The following is a 17,267-nucleotide window of genomic DNA, read 5'->3' as shown; positions in this document are numbered from 1 at the left end:
CCTTTCACGCCGGCTTCACGATAAACTTGGATTGTAGCGTCTACCGCCAAGCCCCATGCCCCGTATCCACCTGCTGCCCGACGCCCTGATCAACCAGATCGCTGCCGGCGAAGTCGTCGAGCGCCCTGCCTCCCTCGTCAAGGAACTGGTCGAGAATGCGCTCGACGCCGGCGCCCGTGCCGTGGCGGTGACGCTCGAGCAGGGCGGCGTGCGCCGCGTCCGCGTCCAGGACGATGGCCACGGCATAGCGCGCGAGGAGCTCGCGCTCGCGGTCATGCGCCACGCCACGAGCAAGCTGCACACCGCGGAAGACCTGGAGCGCATTGCCACGATGGGTTTTCGCGGCGAAGCGCTCGCGGCGATCGCCTCCGTCTGCCGCCTGACGATCACCTCGCGCGCTCAGGGAAGCGAGCACGCCTGGCGGTTCGACGCCGTAAGCGGCGAACTCGCCCCGGCGGCTCTGGAATCCGGCACGGTGATCGACTGCGCCGACCTTTATTACAACACGCCGGCGCGGCGCAAGTTCCTCAAAAGCGAATCCACCGAATACGCCCACTGCGAAGAGGCCCTGCGCCGCGTGGCCTTGTCGCGCCCAGAAGTAGCCTTTGCGCTCAGCCACAACGCCCGCAGCGTGCTGCATCTCAAGCCAGGCACCCCCGAGGAGCGGCTCGCCGCCCTGCTGGGGGAAACGTTCATCGAACGCAGCCGGGCCGTGGAGGCCGAGGCCGGTCCGGCTCGGCTCTTCGGCCGGGTGATCGAACCGCGCCACGCCGATCAAAGTCGACCGCCGCAATACTGGTTCGTCAACGGCCGCTTCGTGCGCGATCGCATGCTGACCCAGGCACTGCGCCAGGCCTACGCCGACGTCCTGCACGGATCACGCCAGCCCGCCTTCGCCCTCTTCCTCACCATCGACCCCGCGCTCGTCGACGTCAACGTCCATCCGGCCAAGATCGAGGTGCGCTTCCGCGATTCGCAGGCGGTGTTTCGCTTCGTGCTCGACGCGGTGCGCCGGGCGCTGGCGCCGAGCCGCATCGCGCTCGAAGCGCTTGAAGAAACCGATCGGCGAGGGAGCCCCGAATCTCTCGGCACGGCGCCCCTGCCGCAACAGCCAAGCCTACCCTACTCTTCCCGGAGCGGCGCACCGGCCTCGCGCCCGGCCCCCTATCCCGCCTCGCCTCCCCGCGCCCCCGCCGGTTCGCGCCTGCACGACGCCGCCGCCGAGACTGCCTATCTCGCCTTCGCCCGCTCGGCCCTTGCCCCAACGAGGGAAGCGGACGGCACCTCGGCCGTGCGACCGGTCGCAGAAAGCACCGAAAAGGGCTCGCCGGAAATTCCCGCCCTGCCGGCTGCCACCAGCACCGACGACGCCCTCGCCCCCCCGCCGCTGGGCTACGCGCTGGCGCAACTGCACGGCATCTACCTGCTCGCGCAAAACGCCGCCGGACTCGTGCTCGTCGACATCCACGCCGCACACGAGCGTATCCTCTACGAAGGGCTCAAGGAGGCATGGGATCGCACCCCGAGCGTGCAACGCCTGCTCGTGCCGCTCGTGCTCGCGGTCGATGCCCGAGAATATGCTGCATGGGAAGAACACCGTGAAACGCTCGAACGGCTGGGGTTCGACGTCGGCGCCCTGGGCCCCGGGCAACTGGCCGTGCGCTCGGCTCCCTCGCTCCTCGCCCAAGGTGCGCTGGAACCCTTGGTACGCGCCCTGCTGCACGAACTTTCCGAGCTGCCGCAAAGCCTTGCCGTCGAATCCTTCCGTGATAAGATTTTAGCCACGATGGCCTGTCATGGAGCCGTACGGGCCCACCGCCCGCTCACGCTCCCCGAAATGAACGCGCTCCTGCGTGCCATGGAGCGCACCGAACGCAGCGACCAGTGCAATCATGGTCGCCCCACCTGGGTGCAACTGAGCCTCACCGAGCTCGACCGCCTCTTCCTGCGCGGACGCTGAACGCCCGCAGCTCTTCTGGCCGCTCAGCCCCACCCCCAGCGGTAGAGCGCATAGGCAAGGAGCAGTGCCGCCACGCTCGCCCAGCCGAGCCGGTCGATGATGCGGTGCAGCCTCGCCTCCATGCGCTCGCCGCCCCAGCGCATCAGCGCCGCCACGAGAAAAAAGCGCGCGCCGCGCCCCACGAGCGAGGCGAGCGTAAACGGCAGCAGCGCCATCTGCGCCACCCCGGCGGCGATGGTAAAGACCTTGTACGGGATCGGCGAGAAGCCGGCGATGAACACCGCCCACGCTCCCCAGGCGTCGAACCATGCCCTTGCCTGCAGATAAGGCTCCCAGTACGAAGAACCCTCCAGCCAGGGCCGGATCCCCGCGAACGCGAAATAGCCGATGGCGTAGCCGAAAAGCCCTCCCAACACCGAAGCCACGGTGGTGAGCAAGGCCAAAGCCCAGGCGCGGCGCGGCGCGGCCATGGCCATCGGCGCGAGCATCACATCCGGCGGCACCGGAAAAAACGAGGATTCGGCAAACGACAGCAGCGCCAGATACCACGGCGCGTGTGGATGGCGCGACCAGCGCATGGTGCGCGCGAACAGCGAAGAAAAGATCTTCATCGACGAAAATGGCCTGGCGGGATGAGAATCGGCCGGATTCTATGCTATAGAAAAGAAAATGCACATACCGCCACCCCCAAAGGGCGAGGTCACCAACCGTCCCCTTATCCCCTGGCTGCTCGGCCCTACCGCCGGCGGCAAGACGGCGCTCGCGCTCAGGCTCGCCGAGCGTTTTCCGCTGGAGATCGTCAGCGTCGACTCGGCGCTGGTCTATCGCGGCATGGACATCGGTACCGCCAAGCCCACAGCCCAGGAACGGGCGCGCGTGCCGCACCATCTCATCGATCTCGTCGAACCGGAAGAAGCCTACGGCGCGGCGCGTTTCCTTGCCGATGCGCTCGCCGCCATCGAGGAAATCCTCGCGCGCGGGCGGCTGCCGCTGCTCGCGGGCGGCACCATGCTCTACTTCAAGGCGCTAAGGGAGGGCCTCTCCGACCTTCCTCCAGCCGATCCGCGCCTGCGCGCCGAGCTCGACGCACGCGCGGCACGCGAGGGCTGGCCGGTGCTACACGCCGAACTCGCCCGCCTCGACCCGCAGGCTGCTGCCCGGCTCGCTCCCACCGACGCGCAGCGCATCCAGCGCGCACTCGAGATCGTCCTTCTCACGGGCGAACCGCTCGCTGCACGCTACGCCCGCCGCACCCCTGCCGCCCACGGTTACCGCTGGCTGCCGCTCGCGCTCGTGCCGACGGATCGCGCACGGCTGCACGAGCGCATCGCCGAGCGCTTCCGCGCAATGCTGCAAGCAGGATTCATCGAGGAAGTGATGCGGCTACGGCAGCGCCCGAACCTCACCCTTTCCCACCCTTCCATGCGCGCCGTGGGCTATCGCCAGGTCTGGCACTACCTCGAAGGCACGATCAGGCGCGAAGCCATGATCGACGCCGGGATCGCCGCCACGCGGCAACTGGCCAAACGCCAGCTCACGTGGCTGCGCCAGTTCGGCGAAACCTGGCCCGAGCTGCGCCGCTTCGACCCCTTTGCGCCGGACACGCCGCAGCGCTTGGCTGCGGCGCTGGAGGAGGCGTTTTAGGCTGGCGAGCCCACGATGCGCGCCTGCGGCTCATCCCCTACCCGCGGCACCACCTCGCCGATGCGATAGACCGTCTCGCCCTGCGCCCGCAGCAGTCCTTCTGCCGCCCCGGCCTTCTCGGGCGCGACCACGAGCACCATGCCAATGCCGCAGTTGAAGACGCGCGTCATCTCGGCCTCGGCCACCTCGCCCTGCTCCTGCAGCCAGCGAAAGAGCGCCGGCCGGGGCCAACTGCCCAGATCGATGTGCGCGGCGAGCGGTTCTGGCAGGATACGCGGCACGTTCTCCCTGAGCCCACCGCCGGTGATGTGCGCAAGCCCCTTGACGGCCTCGGGCAGCTCGCGCAACAGCGCCAGGATACTGCGCACGTAGATACGGGTGGGTTTCATCAGCGCCTCACGCAGCGGCTTGCCGTCGAGCACGAGTTCGGCATCGCGCGCCGCATCCACCCCATGGCCCGCCTTGGCGAGCACGCGGCGGACGAGGGAATAGCCGTTCGAATGCGCCCCGCTGGACGCGAGCCCCAAGAGCACGTCGCCGGCGGCGATGCGCGAACCGTCGAGGATGGCTTCGCGCTCCACGGCCCCGACCGCGAACCCGGCCAAGTCGTATTCGCCTTCCGGATACATGTCGGGCATCTCGGCCGTCTCGCCGCCAATCAGCGCACAGCCGGCGAGTTCGCAGCCGCGCGCGATTCCGCCCACTACCCGCGCCGCCACCTCGACGTCGAGCTTGCCGCAGGCGAAATAATCGAGAAAAAAGAGTGGCTCGGCGCCTTGCACGAGGATGTCGTTCACACTCATCGCCACCAGATCCTGCCCCACCCCGTCGTGCATCCCCCATGCAAAGGCGAGTTTGAGCTTGGTACCCACCCCATCGGTGCCGGAGACGAGCACCGGATCGCGATAGCGCCCACCCAGCGCGAAGAGCGCGCCGAAGCCGCCGATGCCAGCGAGCACTTCCGGGCGCATGGTGCGCGCCGCCAAGGGTTTGATGCGTTCGACCAGGGCATCGCCCGCGTCGATATCCACTCCGGCATCCCGATACGTCAGTCCCGTCACAGCGACTCCTCTTGCTCAGCTTCCGGTTCCCCGGCGATAATTGGCACCTATATATCACAAGGCGGTCGTTCCGACCGAACCCTCGCACATGGCGCACGACGCAAAATTGTACGATACCGCATGAACGGCGCACCCTCCTCCCGCGCAGAATTTTGGCTGTGGGGCGGATGTGCGGCGCTCTTCGCGCTGCTCTTCTACTCCCTGCTGCCGGTGCTCACGCCGTTCATCGTCGGCGCGGTGCTCGCCTACATCTGCGGCCCCATCACCGACCGGCTCTCCGCCCTGGGCCTGCCGCGATCCTTGGCGGCCTGGCTCACCATCATGGCCGTCGGGCTGGTGCTGGTGACCCTCGTCCTGCTCGTGCTGCCCATTTTCTGGCGCCAGATCGCCGTCTTCATCCAGCAGCTGCCCGACCTGCTGGGCCGGCTCGACACGCTCTTGCAGGACCTGGGGCGGCGCATCGGGGTCGACATCGATCGCATCGACCCGGAGTTCGTGCGCGACTGGCTCAAGGAACACTGGGCGAGCGCCCAGAGCTGGCTGCTGGTGCTGCTGGGCAAGCTCAAGAGCGGCGGCGCCGTGCTCGTGGGAACGCTCATCGACCTCGCCCTCATCCCGCTGGTGATGTTCTATCTGCTGGTGGAATCGCCGCGCCTGCGCCGCGCGTTGTTGCGCCTGCTGCCGCGCGACTGCCAGCAGCCGGTGGCAAGGAAGATGCGCGGCATCGACCAGGTGCTGGCCGAATTCCTGCGCGGGCAGCTGTCGGTGATGATCGCGCTCGCTTTTTACTACAGCATCAGCCTGAGTCTGGCGGGGCTCAATTTCGCCCTGCCGATCGGCGTCATCACGGGACTCGTCGCCTTCATTCCCTACGTGGGCTACGGCACGGGAGTGGTCCTGGCCACCTTGGCCACCCTGCTGCAAGGGCCGGAGCTCGGGCTCGTGCTGCCCGTGGTCATCATCTTCGCCCTCGGTCAGGCCCTCGAGACCTATGTGCTCACCCCCTATCTGGTGGGCGAGCGCATCGGGCTGCATCCCTTGGCGGTGATCTTCGTGCTCATGGCCTTCGCCCACTGGTTCGGCTTCGTCGGTATGCTGATCGCGCTGCCCACCGGCGCGGTGCTGCTCGTGGTGTTGCGCGATCTTCTCGCGGCATGGAAGCGCAGCACCCTCTACCGTGGACGTCGGGGGAAAGGCCCTTGAGCACCCAGCTCGTGTTCGATTTCTTCGACGACACCGTGCCGACCTTCGAGCGCACGGTCATCGGGCACAACGCGGAGCTGGTAGCGGCGCTGCAGTGCCTGGTGCAGACGCGAGACGGCAATCCCCTGCCCGCCGCCCATCTCTACCTCTGGGGCGACTCAGGCAGCGGTCGCACGCACCTTCTGATCGCCACCGCCGAGTTCGCCCAACGCCACGCTCGCCCCGTACACTACTTCGCCGCAGAGCATTTCGCCGGCGAAGCGCTGCCGGAGACGCCTGAGGCGATCCTTCTCCTCGACGACGTGCAGCGCGCCCCCCCTGGGCTGCAACATGCGCTCTTCAACGCCTACAATCGCGCACGCGAACTCAAGCAACGGCTGGTGGTGAGCGGTGACGCCCCGCCGCTGCGACTGGCGCTGCGCGAGGATCTGCGCACCCGCATCGGCCAGAGCCTGGTGTTCCACGTCGAGCCACTCGACGATGCGCAGCGGCTCGGCTTCCTGCAGCAGTGGGCCCAGGCACGCGGCATGCGGCTGGAACGCGACGTAGCCACCTACGTGCTGCACCGCATCGAACGCGACCCGCGGCGCCTGGCCGCTTTCGTCGCCGCGCTCGACCGGCGATCGCTCGAGCGCCAGCGTCCCGTGACCGTGGCGCTCGCGCGCGAGGTGCTCGCCGAGCTGGAGGCGGAACCGCTTCGGGATGAATCTGGTCTATCAAACAAGGAATGATGGTGAACCTCTCGCTCTTCGATCTGGACAACACCCTGCTTGCCGGCGACTCGGATTTCGAGTGGGCGCAGTTCCTGATCCGCAAAGGACTGGTCGACGCCGAGCTCTATGAAGCAAAGAACGCCGAGTTCTACGCCCAGTATCAGGCCGGCACGCTCGACATCCACGCTTTCCTCGATTTCCAGCTCGCCCCGCTCGCGCGCCACGAGCGCCGCACACTGGAGGCGCTGCACGCCGAATTCATGCGGGAAGTCATCGAACCCATGATGACGCCGGCGGCCAAAGCCTTGGTACGCGAGCATCTGGCCGCGGGCGACGTGGCGGCGATCGTCACCGCCACCAACGCCTTCGTCACCGGACCGATCGCGCGCGCCTTCGGCATCTGCCACCTCATCGCCACCATCCCCGAGCAGCAAGACGGACGGTTTACCGGCCGCTGCCGCGGCACGCCGGCCTTCCAGGCGGGCAAGATCGCGCGCGTCGAATCCTGGCTCGAATCGCTGGGCCTATGGTGGACGAGCTTTTCCCGCACCACCTTCTACAGCGACTCGCACAACGACCTTCCCTTGCTCGAACGCGTCGACGAGCCCGTCGCAGTCGATCCGGACGAGCGGCTGCGCATGCACGCCCTTACCCACGGCTGGCGCATCTTGTCGCTGCGCGAAGCCTCGCCCGCGACGTGCTGAGAAACCCATGATCCGCAAACTCATCAAAAAAGTCATCGCCAAAGTCACCAAACCGAGCGCTTCGGTGCCGGCCGTCTTGCCGGCCGCGCGCTACGGCATCACGCCCGAGCACATTTCTCCCGGCGCCCGCCTCGTGTGCGAGACGCTGCAGCGCCACGGCCATCAGGCGTACGTGGTGGGTGGCGCGGTGCGTGACCTGCTCTTGTCGCGCACGCCCAAAGACTTCGACGTCGCCACCGACGCCCATCCCGAGCAGGTGCGTGCCCTTTTTCGCCGCGCCCATATCATCGGACGCCGCTTCAAGATCGTGCACGTCTATCACGGCAAGGAAACGGTGGAAGTCACCACTTTCCGCGGCCTGGTCGATCCCGAGCGCGCCCCCGTGGATGCACACGGCAGGCTGCTCGACGACAACGTCTTCGGCACGCACGCCGAAGACGCCCAGCGGCGCGACTTCACCATCAACGCCCTCTACTACGATCCGGTGGCCGGCGTGCTGCACGACTTCCATCACGGCGTGGGCGACATCGAGGCGCGTACCCTGCGCGTGATCGGCGACCCGGAGCAGCGCTACCGCGAAGATCCGGTGCGCATGCTGCGTGCCGTACGGCTCGCCGCCAAGCTCGACCTCCTGATCGACCCGGCGGCCCGCGCCCCCATCCGGCGGCTCGCGCCGCTCCTGGAGAACGTTCCGCCGGCGCGGCTCTTCGACGAGATCGTGAAGATCCTCACCTCGGGTTACGCACTCGCCTGCCTCGAGCGGCTGCGCGAGGAGGGCTTGCACGGAGGTTTGCTGCCGGTGCTCGATCTCGTCTTCGCGCATCCGAGCGGCGAGCGCTTCGTGCGCCTTGCCCTGGAAGACAGCGACCGACGCATCCGCGAGGGCAAGAGCGCCTCGCCCGCCTTCAGCTTCGCCGCCTTGCTGTGGCCGCGCGTGCTCGACGAATGGCGCCGGCGTCAGGCCCAGGGCGAACCGGTCTTCCCGGCGCTGGAAGCCGCAATGGACACCGTACTGGAGACGCAGGCCGAGTCGCTCGCGATCACGCGCAAGCTCGCCGGCGACATCCGTGAGCTGTGGATGATGCAACCGCGCTTCGAGCGGCGTGCCGGTAAGGCCCCCTACCGCCTCGTCGAGCAGCCGCGCTACCGTGCCGGTTGGGATTTTCTCTCGCTGCGTGCCAAGGCAGGGGAAGTGCCGGAAGAATTGCCGCGCTGGTGGCAGCGCTTCGCCCACGGCGACGAGGCCGAACGCGCGGCGCTGCTGCGCGAAGCGCGAAGTGCCGGTGAACCGCCGGCCAAACGCAAGCGCCGCCGCCGTCCGCGCAAGGCAAACGCGGTCGAACCCGGGACGATCGCAGTCACTCCCACGCCGGACGCGCCATGACCCCCGTGCTTGCCTACGTCGCGCTCGGAGCCAATCTCGGCGAAGCCGAAACCACGGTACGGGCGGCGATCGCCGCCCTGGGGCGATTGCCCGGCACGCAGCTCGTTGCCGCCTCCTCGCTCTACCGCACCGCGCCGCTCGAAGTCCCCGAGCCGCAGCCGGACTACATCAACGCCGTAGCGCGCCTGGCTACGACGCTGACGCCGCATGCCTTGCTCGACGAACTCCTCGCGCTGGAAGCGCGCTTCGGCCGCGTCCGTCCCTACCGCTGGGCGCCGCGTGCGCTCGATCTCGACCTGCTGCTCTATGGCGACGTCGTACTCGACACCCCCCGCCTCACCCTGCCCCATCCGCGGCTGCATCGGCGCGCCTTCGTGCTCGAACCGCTGCTCGAACTCGATTCCTTCCTGGAAGCCCCTGGCCTGGGGCCGCTGTCGGCCTGGCGTGCGCGGCTGAGCGACCAGGACGTCGAACGCCTCCTGCCCCATCCCGCATGAACGCGCTCTCCCACCCCCCTCTCTGGCTGCAAACGGCGCTGCTGCTTTCCGCTTCCAACCTCTTCATGACTTTTGCCTGGTACGGCCATCTCAAGCATCTGGCCGACCGGCCGTGGTGGTTCGCCGCGCTCGCCTCCTGGGGCATCGCCTTTTTCGAGTACCTGCTGCAGGTGCCGGCCAACCGCATCGGCGCCCAGGCGCTCGCCCTGCCGCAGCTGAAGCTGATGCAGGAAGTCATCACGCTCGCCGTCTTCGTGCCGTTTGCCGTCTTCTACATGAAGCAACCGCTCAAGCTCGACTATCTCTGGGCCGCGTGCTGTCTGCTCGGCGCCGTCTATTTCACCTTCCGGACGACCTGACCATGCTCGACAAGGCCCGCTATCTCGTCATCGAAGGCCCGATCGGCTGCGGCAAGACTCGGCTCGCGCAGAAACTGGCCGAGGCGCTCACCCTGCAGCCAGCGCTGGAAGCGCCCGAGCGCAACCCCTTCATCGCCCGCTTCTATCAACACCGCGAACGGTGGGCGCTGCCCTTGCAGCTCGACTTCCTCTTCCAGCGCCTCGAAGCGCTCTCGAGCGTGAGCCAGATGCTCGCCGCCGGGCAGCGCGTGGTGAGCGACTTCATGCTGCAGAAAGACACTCTCTTCGCCGAGCTCAACCTCGAGGCGGACGAATACGCCCTCTACCGGCGGATCCAGGAGCGGATCGTCCCGGCAAACCTCCCCAAGCCCGACCTCGTCGTCTACCTGCAGGCGCGCCCCGAGACGTTGGCCGAACGCGTCGAGCGCCGCGCCTGGGCGGCCGAGCGCGGCATCTCGCTCGATTACCTCACCGACGTCTGCGCCGCCTACGCCCGCTTCTTCTATGAGTACGACGCCTCCCCCCTCTTCATCCTGGACGCGGAGGTACTCGATCCCATCCACGAATCGGGCGACTTCGCCCTTGTGCTCGAACGCCTGCGCGAGATGCGCAGCCACCGCGAGTATTTCGGCTACGCCTGAGCGGCGCGGGTTGTGCGCCGCGGCGAAATGCGCCACAATCGCCCGCACCATCGCTGCACGGAGGAAGTCATGAGCGCCCAACCCTTGGACGACAAGCCCGTCACGCTCACGCGGCTCGCCGAGATGCGCGCCGCCGGCGAGAAGATCGCCATGCTCACCTGCTACGACGCGAGTTTCGCCACGCTCTTGGAGCGCGCCGGCGTCGACGTCCTGCTCGTGGGCGATTCGCTCGGTAACGTCGTACAGGGACAAAAGAGCACCCTGCCGGTGACGATGGCCCACATGGTCTATCACACCGAATGCGTGGCCCGCGGAGCCCGGCGCGCCTTCGTCGTCACCGACCTGCCGTTTGCCTCCTACCAGGAAAGCCCGCAGCAGGCGCTACGCAACGCCGCTGCCCTCATGGCTGCCGGGGCGCAGATGGTCAAGCTCGAAGGCGGGCAGGTGATGGCCGAGACGGTGCGATTCCTCGTCGAACGCGGCATTCCGGTGTGCGGGCATATCGGCCTCACGCCGCAGGCGGTGCACCAGCTCGGCGGCTATCGCGTGCAGGGGCGCAGCGAGGAAGACGCACGCCGCCTCCTCGAAGACGCCCTGGCGCTGGAAGAAGCCGGAGCGACACTCCTCGTCATCGAGATGGCCCCGCGTACCCTGGGTGCCGAGATCAGCGCCAAACTTTCGCGCACGGCCACCATCGGCATCGGCGCCGGGCCTGAGTGCCACGGCCAGGTCTTGGTACTGCACGACATGCTGGGCATCTACCCCGGGCGCAAGGCGCGCTTCGTCAAGAATTTTCTCACCGGCCGCGATTCGGTCGAGGAAGCGGTGCGCGCCTACGTGCGCGAAGTGAAGGAAGGGACGTTTCCCGCCCCGGAACACTGCTACTAGAGGCTTTAGAGGCTTGCCATGACCACGATTGCACCGCTCACGACCGTGGCCGAAGTCCGCGCCCTGCGGCCCTCCCTGGGACGCGTGGTGCTGGTGCCGACCATGGGCTGCCTGCACGAAGGGCACCTCGCCCTCGTGCGCCAGGCCAAGACGCTCGCCGACACGGTGGTGGTGAGCATCTTCGTGAACCGCCTGCAATTCGGCCCGAACGAGGATTTCGAGCGCTACCCGCGCACCCTGCCGCGCGACCTGGAGCTGCTCGCCGCCGAAGGCGTGCGCCACGCCTTCGCCCCCAGCGAAACGGAAATGTACCCCGAACCGCAAACCTACACCGTGGCGCCTCCGCCCGAGCACACCGACATCCTCGAAGGCGCCGTGCGTCCCGGGCATTTCCGCGGTGTGGCCACCGTGGTCACCAAGCTCTTCGGCATCGTGCAGCCCGAAGTCGCTCTCTTCGGCAAGAAGGACTACCAGCAGCTCATGGTGCTGCGCAACCTGGTGCGCCAGCTCGCCCTGCCGGTGACGATCGTCGCCGGCGAGACGATGCGCGCCCCCGACGGCCTTGCACTCTCCTCGCGCAACACCTATCTCTCAGAAGCCGAGCGTGCCGAAGCCCCGCGCCTCTACCGCGTGCTCACGCGCATCGCCCAGGCCGTGCGCGCCGGGGCCACCGACCATGCTCGGCTGGAAACGGAGGCGATGGCCGAACTTGCCGCCCACGGCTGGCAGCCGGACTACGTCACGGTACGCCGCCGCGCCGACCTGCAGCCGCCCGCACCGGGCGAGCAGGAACTCGTCGTGCTCGGCGCCGCGCGCCTGGGCAGCACGCGGCTCATCGACAACCTCGAGATCTGACGGGAACCGACATCAGCGCGGCGTGTAGCGCAACCCCACGAAAGCGCTCAGTCCCGGTGTGTTGTAGCCGCGCACGCTCTCGTAGTCCTTGTCGAAGAGGTTGTCGATGCGCGCCTCCAGCTTCAAATCCGGCGCGAAACGATAGCTCGCCACGAGGTTGAAGAGGCTATAGGCGCCGAGCTCGCCGCCGCCGGCCGTCGCGGCTTCCGGACGCCGCCCCATCCCCACCCATTCGAGGCCGGCGTCCCACGCGCCCCATTGGCGCCACAGCGACGCGGTGGCGCTGTGCCGCGCCCGGCGCGCGAGCGCTTTGTCGGTGGTCTCGTCGATCGCCTGCAACCAGTCGTAGCTCGTGCGCCACTGCCAGGCACCCGCAGCCCCCTCCCAGGCGAGCGTCACCCCCTCGAAGTGCGCTTTGCCGACGTTGATGTAGCGTCCGCCCCAGGTGTCGGTCGGCACCCAGTCGATCAGATTTCTCACCCGGTTGTAATAATAGGTGAGCGAGGCGGATTGCTGGCCGCGCTCCCAGACGAGCGCGACTTCGCGGTTGCGCCCTTTTTCCGGCTCCAGCTGCGGATTGCCGGAATAAGGGTCGAAGAGCTGGTAGAGCGAAGGCGCCTTGAAGGACGTCCCCAGACTCGCGTGCGCTCGCCATTCGCGGGCGATCTGATAGCCGTAGGCGAGCGCGTAGGTATCCTCGCCACCAAAAGTCGAATGCTGGTCATGCCGCGCGCTCAGCTGCCAGCGGTGCGGCCCGAGGTTGGCGCTCCAGGCGGCCACGGCCGAGTTGATGGCGATGGATTCCTCGCTCGAGGACTCGTCCCCTAACGGCGCGTTCTGCTCGAAGCGCTCCAGCGCGAGCATCGCCCGCCCCAGCGGCAGGGCCACGTCGTTCTGCCAGCTGTATTCGTCGTTCTCGGTGCGCATCCGGCTGGGCCAGGAGGAGACGTATTTGTGCCAATCCAGAGCGTGCCCGATGCGCAAGGTGCTCGTCCAAGCGTCGGTGAGGGCGTTGCGCGTATAGACCTGCCACTGCTGCGTGCGAAACTCCTCGTAGTCGTTGAACTGGCTCGTCGGCGGGATTTCGTCGTAGTGGGCCCGACCCTGGTTTTGTCGCAGCACGAAGCCCATCTCGTGGCCGGCGAGCGGCGTGAGCACGAGCGAGGCGGTACCGCCGCGGTTGCGGTAGGCATCGTCGTCCGCGTCCTGCCCCGAGGCATTTTTCATGGCGGAGAAGCCACCGCTATAGCTCTGCTGGAAGTCCGCCCGCAGCCGGACGAGCTCGTTGCCCACCGACAGCCCGGCGCTGCCCTGCGCCGTGTCGTACGAGCCATAGCCCGCGAAGGCATCGACCGAGAGGCCGGGCGCACCGCGCCGGGTGAAGATCTGGATCACGCCGCCGATGGCATCCGCCCCGTACAAGGTCGAAGCCGGTCCGCGCAGGATCTCGATGCGATCGACATCGGCCAGCGACAGGAAACGCAGGGGCGAACCGGCCAGGTCGAGCGAGTTGATCGGGACGCCATCGACCAGCACCTTGGTCTGGTCGGGACGCGTCCCGCGCACGAAGAGGCTGGCCGACGTCCCAGGCCCCCCGTTGCGCGTCATCTGGATGCCGGGCTGACGGGCGAGCAGGTCGACCACGGTCTCGCCCCCCGCGCGCTCGATCTCCTCGCGCTCGATCACCGTGACGTCGGCAAGGATCTCGGAGACCCGCGTCTGCTGCCGCGTGGCCGTGACCACCACCGGCTCCAGCGCCTCCTGGGCCTCGACTCCAAAAGAAAAAGACGACAAAAGCAGGCTCGGCGGCAGCGCGGCCGCCAAAGATTTGACGAAGCGATTCACATGATTCCCCTCGGCCGGCCACCCCGCCGGCCCGAATGGAAAGCCCACCGCAGGCGAGCATCTCGCCTGCGCCCTGAGTTTCTGGCCGGTCTCCGGGCTTGCGAGATTTGACGCGCCGCCTTCCCGGGCCCAAAGAGCCCAGTGGCGTTTCGGCGCGCCCGCACTCGCCTACCGTTGCGGGGGCAGCAGCGGCTTTGCCGGAAGCACTCCGGCGCACCGCTTTCCCGTTTCACCGCGCCGGGAGAACCCCGGCCACGGCACCAGAAACGTGAGGGCGAATTCTACCTCAAGGCGCCCCGACCTCGCCGTCGGCCATGCGATCGAGGATCTCGCGCACCTCGGTCGAACGGACCTGGCGGCGGGTCGCCTCCAGCACGGGCGCGAAGGACGCACGATAGGGTTCGGCCCAACGCCGCCAGCGCTCCAGCGTCCGGGCCAGGCGCGATCCCACGATGGGGTTGGTCGCATCGAACCGCAGCACCGCCTCCTGCCAAAAGGCCCAGGCCGGCTCGCCGGCGGCGCAGGCTTCGGCAAGGTTGTTGGCGAAGAAATTGAGTACCAGGGCATACACCTTGTTCGGGTTGGTCCAGCGAAACGCCCGATGCTCGGTCAGACGCCGCACGCGCGCAAGCACCACCCCCGGGGCAGCGTGCCACGACCAGCGCATCGCCTGGCGGGCGAACCATTTGTCGAGCACCAGCTCGTCGTCGGCGTAGCGCGCCTCGAAGGCGGAGAGCAGCGCCTTGCCCACCGACTCGTCGGGATGCGCGAGCGCGGCATCGAGCGCCGCCAGCCGCTCGGTGAGGTTGTCGGCGGCGGCAAACGTGCGCGAGCAGCGTTCGTCCTCACCCAGCAGCGCCTCCATGCGCCAGGAAAACGCGGCGAGCGCACGCCGGCCGGCCTCCAGCGGATCGTAGCGGTAGGGGCGAGCGGCTCCGGAATCCCGCCAGCGGGGCCACAGCTCGGCTCCAGCCCGGGCGAGCGCGAGCGAGGCGCGCACGAGGGCGGCACGCAGGCGCACCGGGTCGGCCGGCGTCATCGCCTCCAGCAACCAGCGCTCGCTGGGAAGCGCCGCGGCCTTGACGCGGAACATCGCATCGAGCGACTCGTCGGCGAGGAGCTGCCTCCAGGACGCGACGAACCCCTCGTCCAGCGTCTCGGCTTCACCCCGCGCCAGCCGCAGCACCTGGCGCTGCGCCCAGCTCTGCGCCGCATCCCAGCGGTTGAAGGCGTCCGAATCGTAGGCCATGCGGTGGCGCAGCGCCTCGTCCGGCTCATCGAGCATCAGCCGCACCGGTGCCGAAAACCCGCGCAGCAGCGAAGGCACCGGCTTCGGCCCTGGCGGCAGACCGACGAATTCGAGCGCGAGCGTCTCCCCCGTCAGGGTGAAGAGGCGGGTCCTCGCCCCCACCGCGGTGTCGCGCGGCGCGATCGGCCGCATCCCTCCGGCTGGCGGCGCCTCGGGTTCGGGCACGGCATCGCGCTCGTCGGCGAGCACGAGCGGCAGGTCGCGCCCGTCGGCACCGAGCAGCCCCAGGCGGATGGGCAGCACCACCGGCCCTTTCTCCGGCTGTCCCGGCGTAGGCGGAGTGAATTGCCTCAGGCGCAGCCCGTAGCGCCCCGCTTGGCCGTCCCAGTCTTCCTCCACCACCAGCCGCGGCGTGCCCGCCTGTTCGTACCAGCGCAGGAACGGCGTCAGATCCACGCCGTTCGCCTCGGCCATGGCCGCGACGAAATCCTCGCAGGTCACCGCCCGACCGTCGTAGCGCTCGAAGTAACGGTCCATCCCGGCGCGAAAGCCTTTTTCTCCCAGCAAGGTGTGCAGCAGCCGGATCACCTCGGCGCCCTTTTCATACACGGTGGCGGTGTAGAAATTGTCGATCGCCCGGTACGCCTGCGGGCGGATGGGATGCGCCATCGGCCCGTCGTCCTCGGGGAACTGCGCCGTGCGCAGCGTCTGCACGTCCTCGATGCGTTTCACCGCCCGGGCCGACGCCGCCCGTTCGGGCCCAGCCGCCTCGGCCAGCTGGTCGGCGCTGAATTCCTGCTCGCGGAACACCGTGAGCCCTTCTTTCAAAGTGAGCTGGAACCAGTCGCGGCAGGTGATGCGGTTGCCCGTCCAGTTGTGGAAGTACTCATGCCCCACCACGGCCTGCACCGCGGCATAGTCCGCATCGGTGGCCGTCTCGGGGCTCGCCAGCACGTACTTCGTGTTGAAGATGTTGAGCCCCTTGTTCTCCATCGCCCCCATGTTGAAATCCGACACCGCCACGATCATGTAGCGGTCCAGATCGAGCACGCGGCCAAAGCGGCGTTCGTCCCAGCGCAGCGCCGCCTGGAGCGACTCCAGCGCCCAATCCGCCCGCGGCAAGTGTTCGGCCTTGACCCACACCTGCAGCAAGGCCCGGCGCCCGTCGGCCAGCGCCACTTCCCGCTCGAGCGCCTGCAGGTCGGCCGCCACCAGCGCGAAGAGATAGCACGGCTTGGGGAAAGGATCCACCCACACCGCGCGATGCCTTCCGCCGGGCAAGCGCGCCGTCTCCTGCAGATTGCCGTTGCTGAGCAACACCGGATAGCGCGCCTCGTCCGCTTCCAGGGTCACGTGGAAACGCGCCATCACGTCGGGCCGATCGGGAAACGGTGTGATGCGGCGAAAGCCCTGCGCCTCGCACTGCGTGAAAAGCCCCGTGCCCGAGCGGTACAGCCCCGAGAGCGCCGTGTTGCGCGCCGGATGGATGCGCACCACGGTCTCTACCCACGCCTCGGGGCCGCGTGCGCCGTAGAGCCGCAGGCTGGAGGCGTCATACACGAACCCGCGTTCACCCGGTCCGGCCAGCGGCGACAGCGGCTCGCCATCGAGCGTCACCGAGACGAGCTCGAGCTCCTCGGCATCGAGTACGACCGGTTCCTCTTCGCTCACCCCTTCGCCGCGCACGCAGTGCAGCCGCGCCCGCACCTCGGTCGTTTCCTCGTCGAGCGCAAAGGAGAGCCACGCCTCGCGCACCGACCACTGCGGCGGCCGGTAATCTTCGCGTCGGATCAGGTTTTCCGTCATGGTTTGCTCCTCATCGTTTCGGTGGCAGCAGCACGACTCGCGTGCCTGCCAAGCGGTCATGCAAGAATTGCCCCTCGGCATCGACGAAGGCCCATAGCACCCCAAGCCCCGTCAACCACGAAGGCCAGCAGAGCAGGTAGCGCCACAGGCAGCGCCGCAGGCCCGGGGGCGCACCGTTGCACTCGACCAGCCGCAGGCGCCAGGTCTGCATCGCCAGCGTCGCCCCCAGGCGCCACCAGCAACCGACGAAATAGGCGCCCAACAGCATGAAAAGGTGCAGGAAAAGCCAACCGCCAGAAGCGATCCTCCCCCAGACCGTTCCAATCAGGATCCACGGCAGCATGAATCCGACCCCCACGATGCCGCCCAGGAGCAGCAGCTCGTAGAGGGCGGCGGCAAGCCGCCGTGGCAGCGGCGCGAGCACGGCCACGATCTTGCGCCCTTCGTCTTCCATTCTT

Annotated in this window: 16 protein-coding genes and 1 riboswitch; of the genes, 11 read left to right on the top strand and 5 right to left on the bottom strand. The window is 68.1% G+C overall.

Features of this window, described 5'->3' with window-relative positions; all coding sequences use genetic code 11:
• Nucleotides 1–55: 55 nt before the first annotated feature.
• Complete coding sequence (gene mutL / locus ASC37_RS01635) at nt 56–1,960, top strand: DNA mismatch repair endonuclease MutL (protein ID WP_055422692.1); 1,905 nt, start codon at nt 56–58, stop codon at nt 1,958–1,960.
• A gap of 23 nt (nt 1,961–1,983) precedes the next feature.
• Here the strand turns inward: mutL and ASC37_RS01630 are convergent, their stop codons facing one another.
• Nucleotides 1,984–2,571 carry a YqaA family protein gene (locus tag ASC37_RS01630; protein ID WP_055422691.1) on the bottom strand — a complete coding sequence of 196 codons (588 nt, stop codon included), beginning with the start codon at nt 2,569–2,571 and terminating at the stop codon, nt 1,984–1,986.
• Between the two features lie 58 nt (nt 2,572–2,629).
• Between ASC37_RS01630 and miaA the strand changes: the two genes are divergently transcribed.
• Nucleotides 2,630–3,604 carry a tRNA (adenosine(37)-N6)-dimethylallyltransferase MiaA gene (gene miaA / locus ASC37_RS01625; RefSeq protein WP_055422690.1) on the top strand — a complete coding sequence of 325 codons (975 nt, stop codon included), beginning with the start codon at nt 2,630–2,632 and terminating at the stop codon, nt 3,602–3,604.
• Here the strand turns inward: miaA and purM are convergent.
• On the bottom strand, nt 3,601–4,665 hold the full coding sequence (gene purM, locus ASC37_RS01620; RefSeq protein WP_055422689.1) for a phosphoribosylformylglycinamidine cyclo-ligase: 1,065 nt from the start codon (nt 4,663–4,665) through the stop codon (nt 3,601–3,603). The two genes, miaA and purM, sit on opposite strands and share 4 nt — an antisense overlap.
• 120 nt (nt 4,666–4,785) lie before the next feature.
• On the opposite strand from purM, the gene ASC37_RS01615 reads away from it, so the two are divergent.
• The 9 genes from ASC37_RS01615 to panC all read left to right on the top strand — a co-directional run bounded on the left by ASC37_RS01615 (nt 4,786) and on the right by panC (nt 11,909).
• Nucleotides 4,786–5,868: an AI-2E family transporter gene (locus tag ASC37_RS01615; protein WP_055422688.1), complete on the top strand. Its 1,083-nt coding sequence runs from the start codon at nt 4,786–4,788 to the stop codon at nt 5,866–5,868.
• Entirely contained in the window at nt 5,865–6,599 is a 735-nt protein-coding gene (locus ASC37_RS01610) for an HdaA/DnaA family protein (protein WP_055422687.1), read from the top strand. The genes ASC37_RS01615 and ASC37_RS01610 overlap by 4 nt, the downstream gene beginning before the upstream one ends.
• A 2-nt stretch (nt 6,600–6,601) precedes the next feature.
• Nucleotides 6,602–7,285 (top strand): histidinol-phosphatase, encoded by a 684-nt coding sequence (locus ASC37_RS01605; protein WP_055422739.1) that lies wholly within the window; start codon nt 6,602–6,604, stop codon nt 7,283–7,285.
• Nucleotides 7,286–7,292: 7 nt separating this feature from the next.
• A complete protein-coding gene (gene pcnB, locus ASC37_RS01600) occupies nt 7,293–8,669 on the top strand; it encodes a polynucleotide adenylyltransferase PcnB (protein WP_055422686.1) in 1,377 nt (458 codons plus the stop codon).
• Nucleotides 8,666–9,166 (top strand): 2-amino-4-hydroxy-6-hydroxymethyldihydropteridine diphosphokinase, encoded by a 501-nt coding sequence (gene folK / locus ASC37_RS01595; RefSeq protein WP_055422685.1) that lies wholly within the window; start codon nt 8,666–8,668, stop codon nt 9,164–9,166. The genes pcnB and folK overlap by 4 nt, the downstream gene beginning before the upstream one ends.
• Nucleotides 9,163–9,525 carry a DMT family protein gene (locus ASC37_RS01590; protein WP_055422684.1) on the top strand — a complete coding sequence of 121 codons (363 nt, stop codon included), beginning with the start codon at nt 9,163–9,165 and terminating at the stop codon, nt 9,523–9,525. The genes folK and ASC37_RS01590 overlap by 4 nt, the downstream gene beginning before the upstream one ends.
• Before the next feature lie 2 nt (nt 9,526–9,527).
• Entirely contained in the window at nt 9,528–10,166 is a 639-nt protein-coding gene (locus ASC37_RS01585) for a deoxynucleoside kinase (protein WP_055422683.1), read from the top strand.
• A gap of 69 nt (nt 10,167–10,235) precedes the next feature.
• On the top strand, nt 10,236–11,054 hold the full coding sequence (panB, locus tag ASC37_RS01580; protein WP_055422682.1) for a 3-methyl-2-oxobutanoate hydroxymethyltransferase: 819 nt from the start codon (nt 10,236–10,238) through the stop codon (nt 11,052–11,054).
• 18 nt (nt 11,055–11,072) lie between these two features.
• The gene (panC, locus tag ASC37_RS01575) at nt 11,073–11,909 is read left to right on the top strand and encodes a pantoate--beta-alanine ligase (RefSeq protein ID WP_055422681.1); all 837 of its coding nucleotides are present in this window, start codon (nt 11,073–11,075) and stop codon (nt 11,907–11,909) included.
• Nucleotides 11,910–11,921: 12 nt separating this feature from the next.
• On the opposite strand, the gene ASC37_RS01570 is transcribed toward panC, so the two are convergent.
• The 3 genes from ASC37_RS01570 to ASC37_RS01560 form a co-directional block, all read right to left on the bottom strand.
• Nucleotides 11,922–13,754 (bottom strand): TonB-dependent receptor domain-containing protein, encoded by a 1,833-nt coding sequence (locus tag ASC37_RS01570; RefSeq protein WP_055422680.1) that lies wholly within the window; start codon nt 13,752–13,754, stop codon nt 11,922–11,924.
• Between the two features lie 66 nt (nt 13,755–13,820).
• Nucleotides 13,821–14,034, bottom strand: a riboswitch (cobalamin riboswitch).
• A gap of 6 nt (nt 14,035–14,040) precedes the next feature.
• Complete coding sequence (gene pepN / locus ASC37_RS01565; protein ID WP_055422679.1) at nt 14,041–16,809, bottom strand: aminopeptidase N; 2,769 nt, start codon at nt 16,807–16,809, stop codon at nt 14,041–14,043.
• Between the two features lie 10 nt (nt 16,810–16,819).
• Complete coding sequence (locus tag ASC37_RS01560; protein WP_055422678.1) at nt 16,820–17,263, bottom strand: RDD family protein; 444 nt, start codon at nt 17,261–17,263, stop codon at nt 16,820–16,822.
• Nucleotides 17,264–17,267 lie beyond the last annotated feature (4 nt).

It is taken from the genome of Tepidiphilus thermophilus (assembly GCF_001418245.1).
Taxonomy (GTDB): Bacteria; Pseudomonadota; Gammaproteobacteria; order Burkholderiales; family Rhodocyclaceae; genus Tepidiphilus; species Tepidiphilus succinatimandens.
This window is presented reverse-complemented; position numbering and strand designations above follow the sequence as displayed.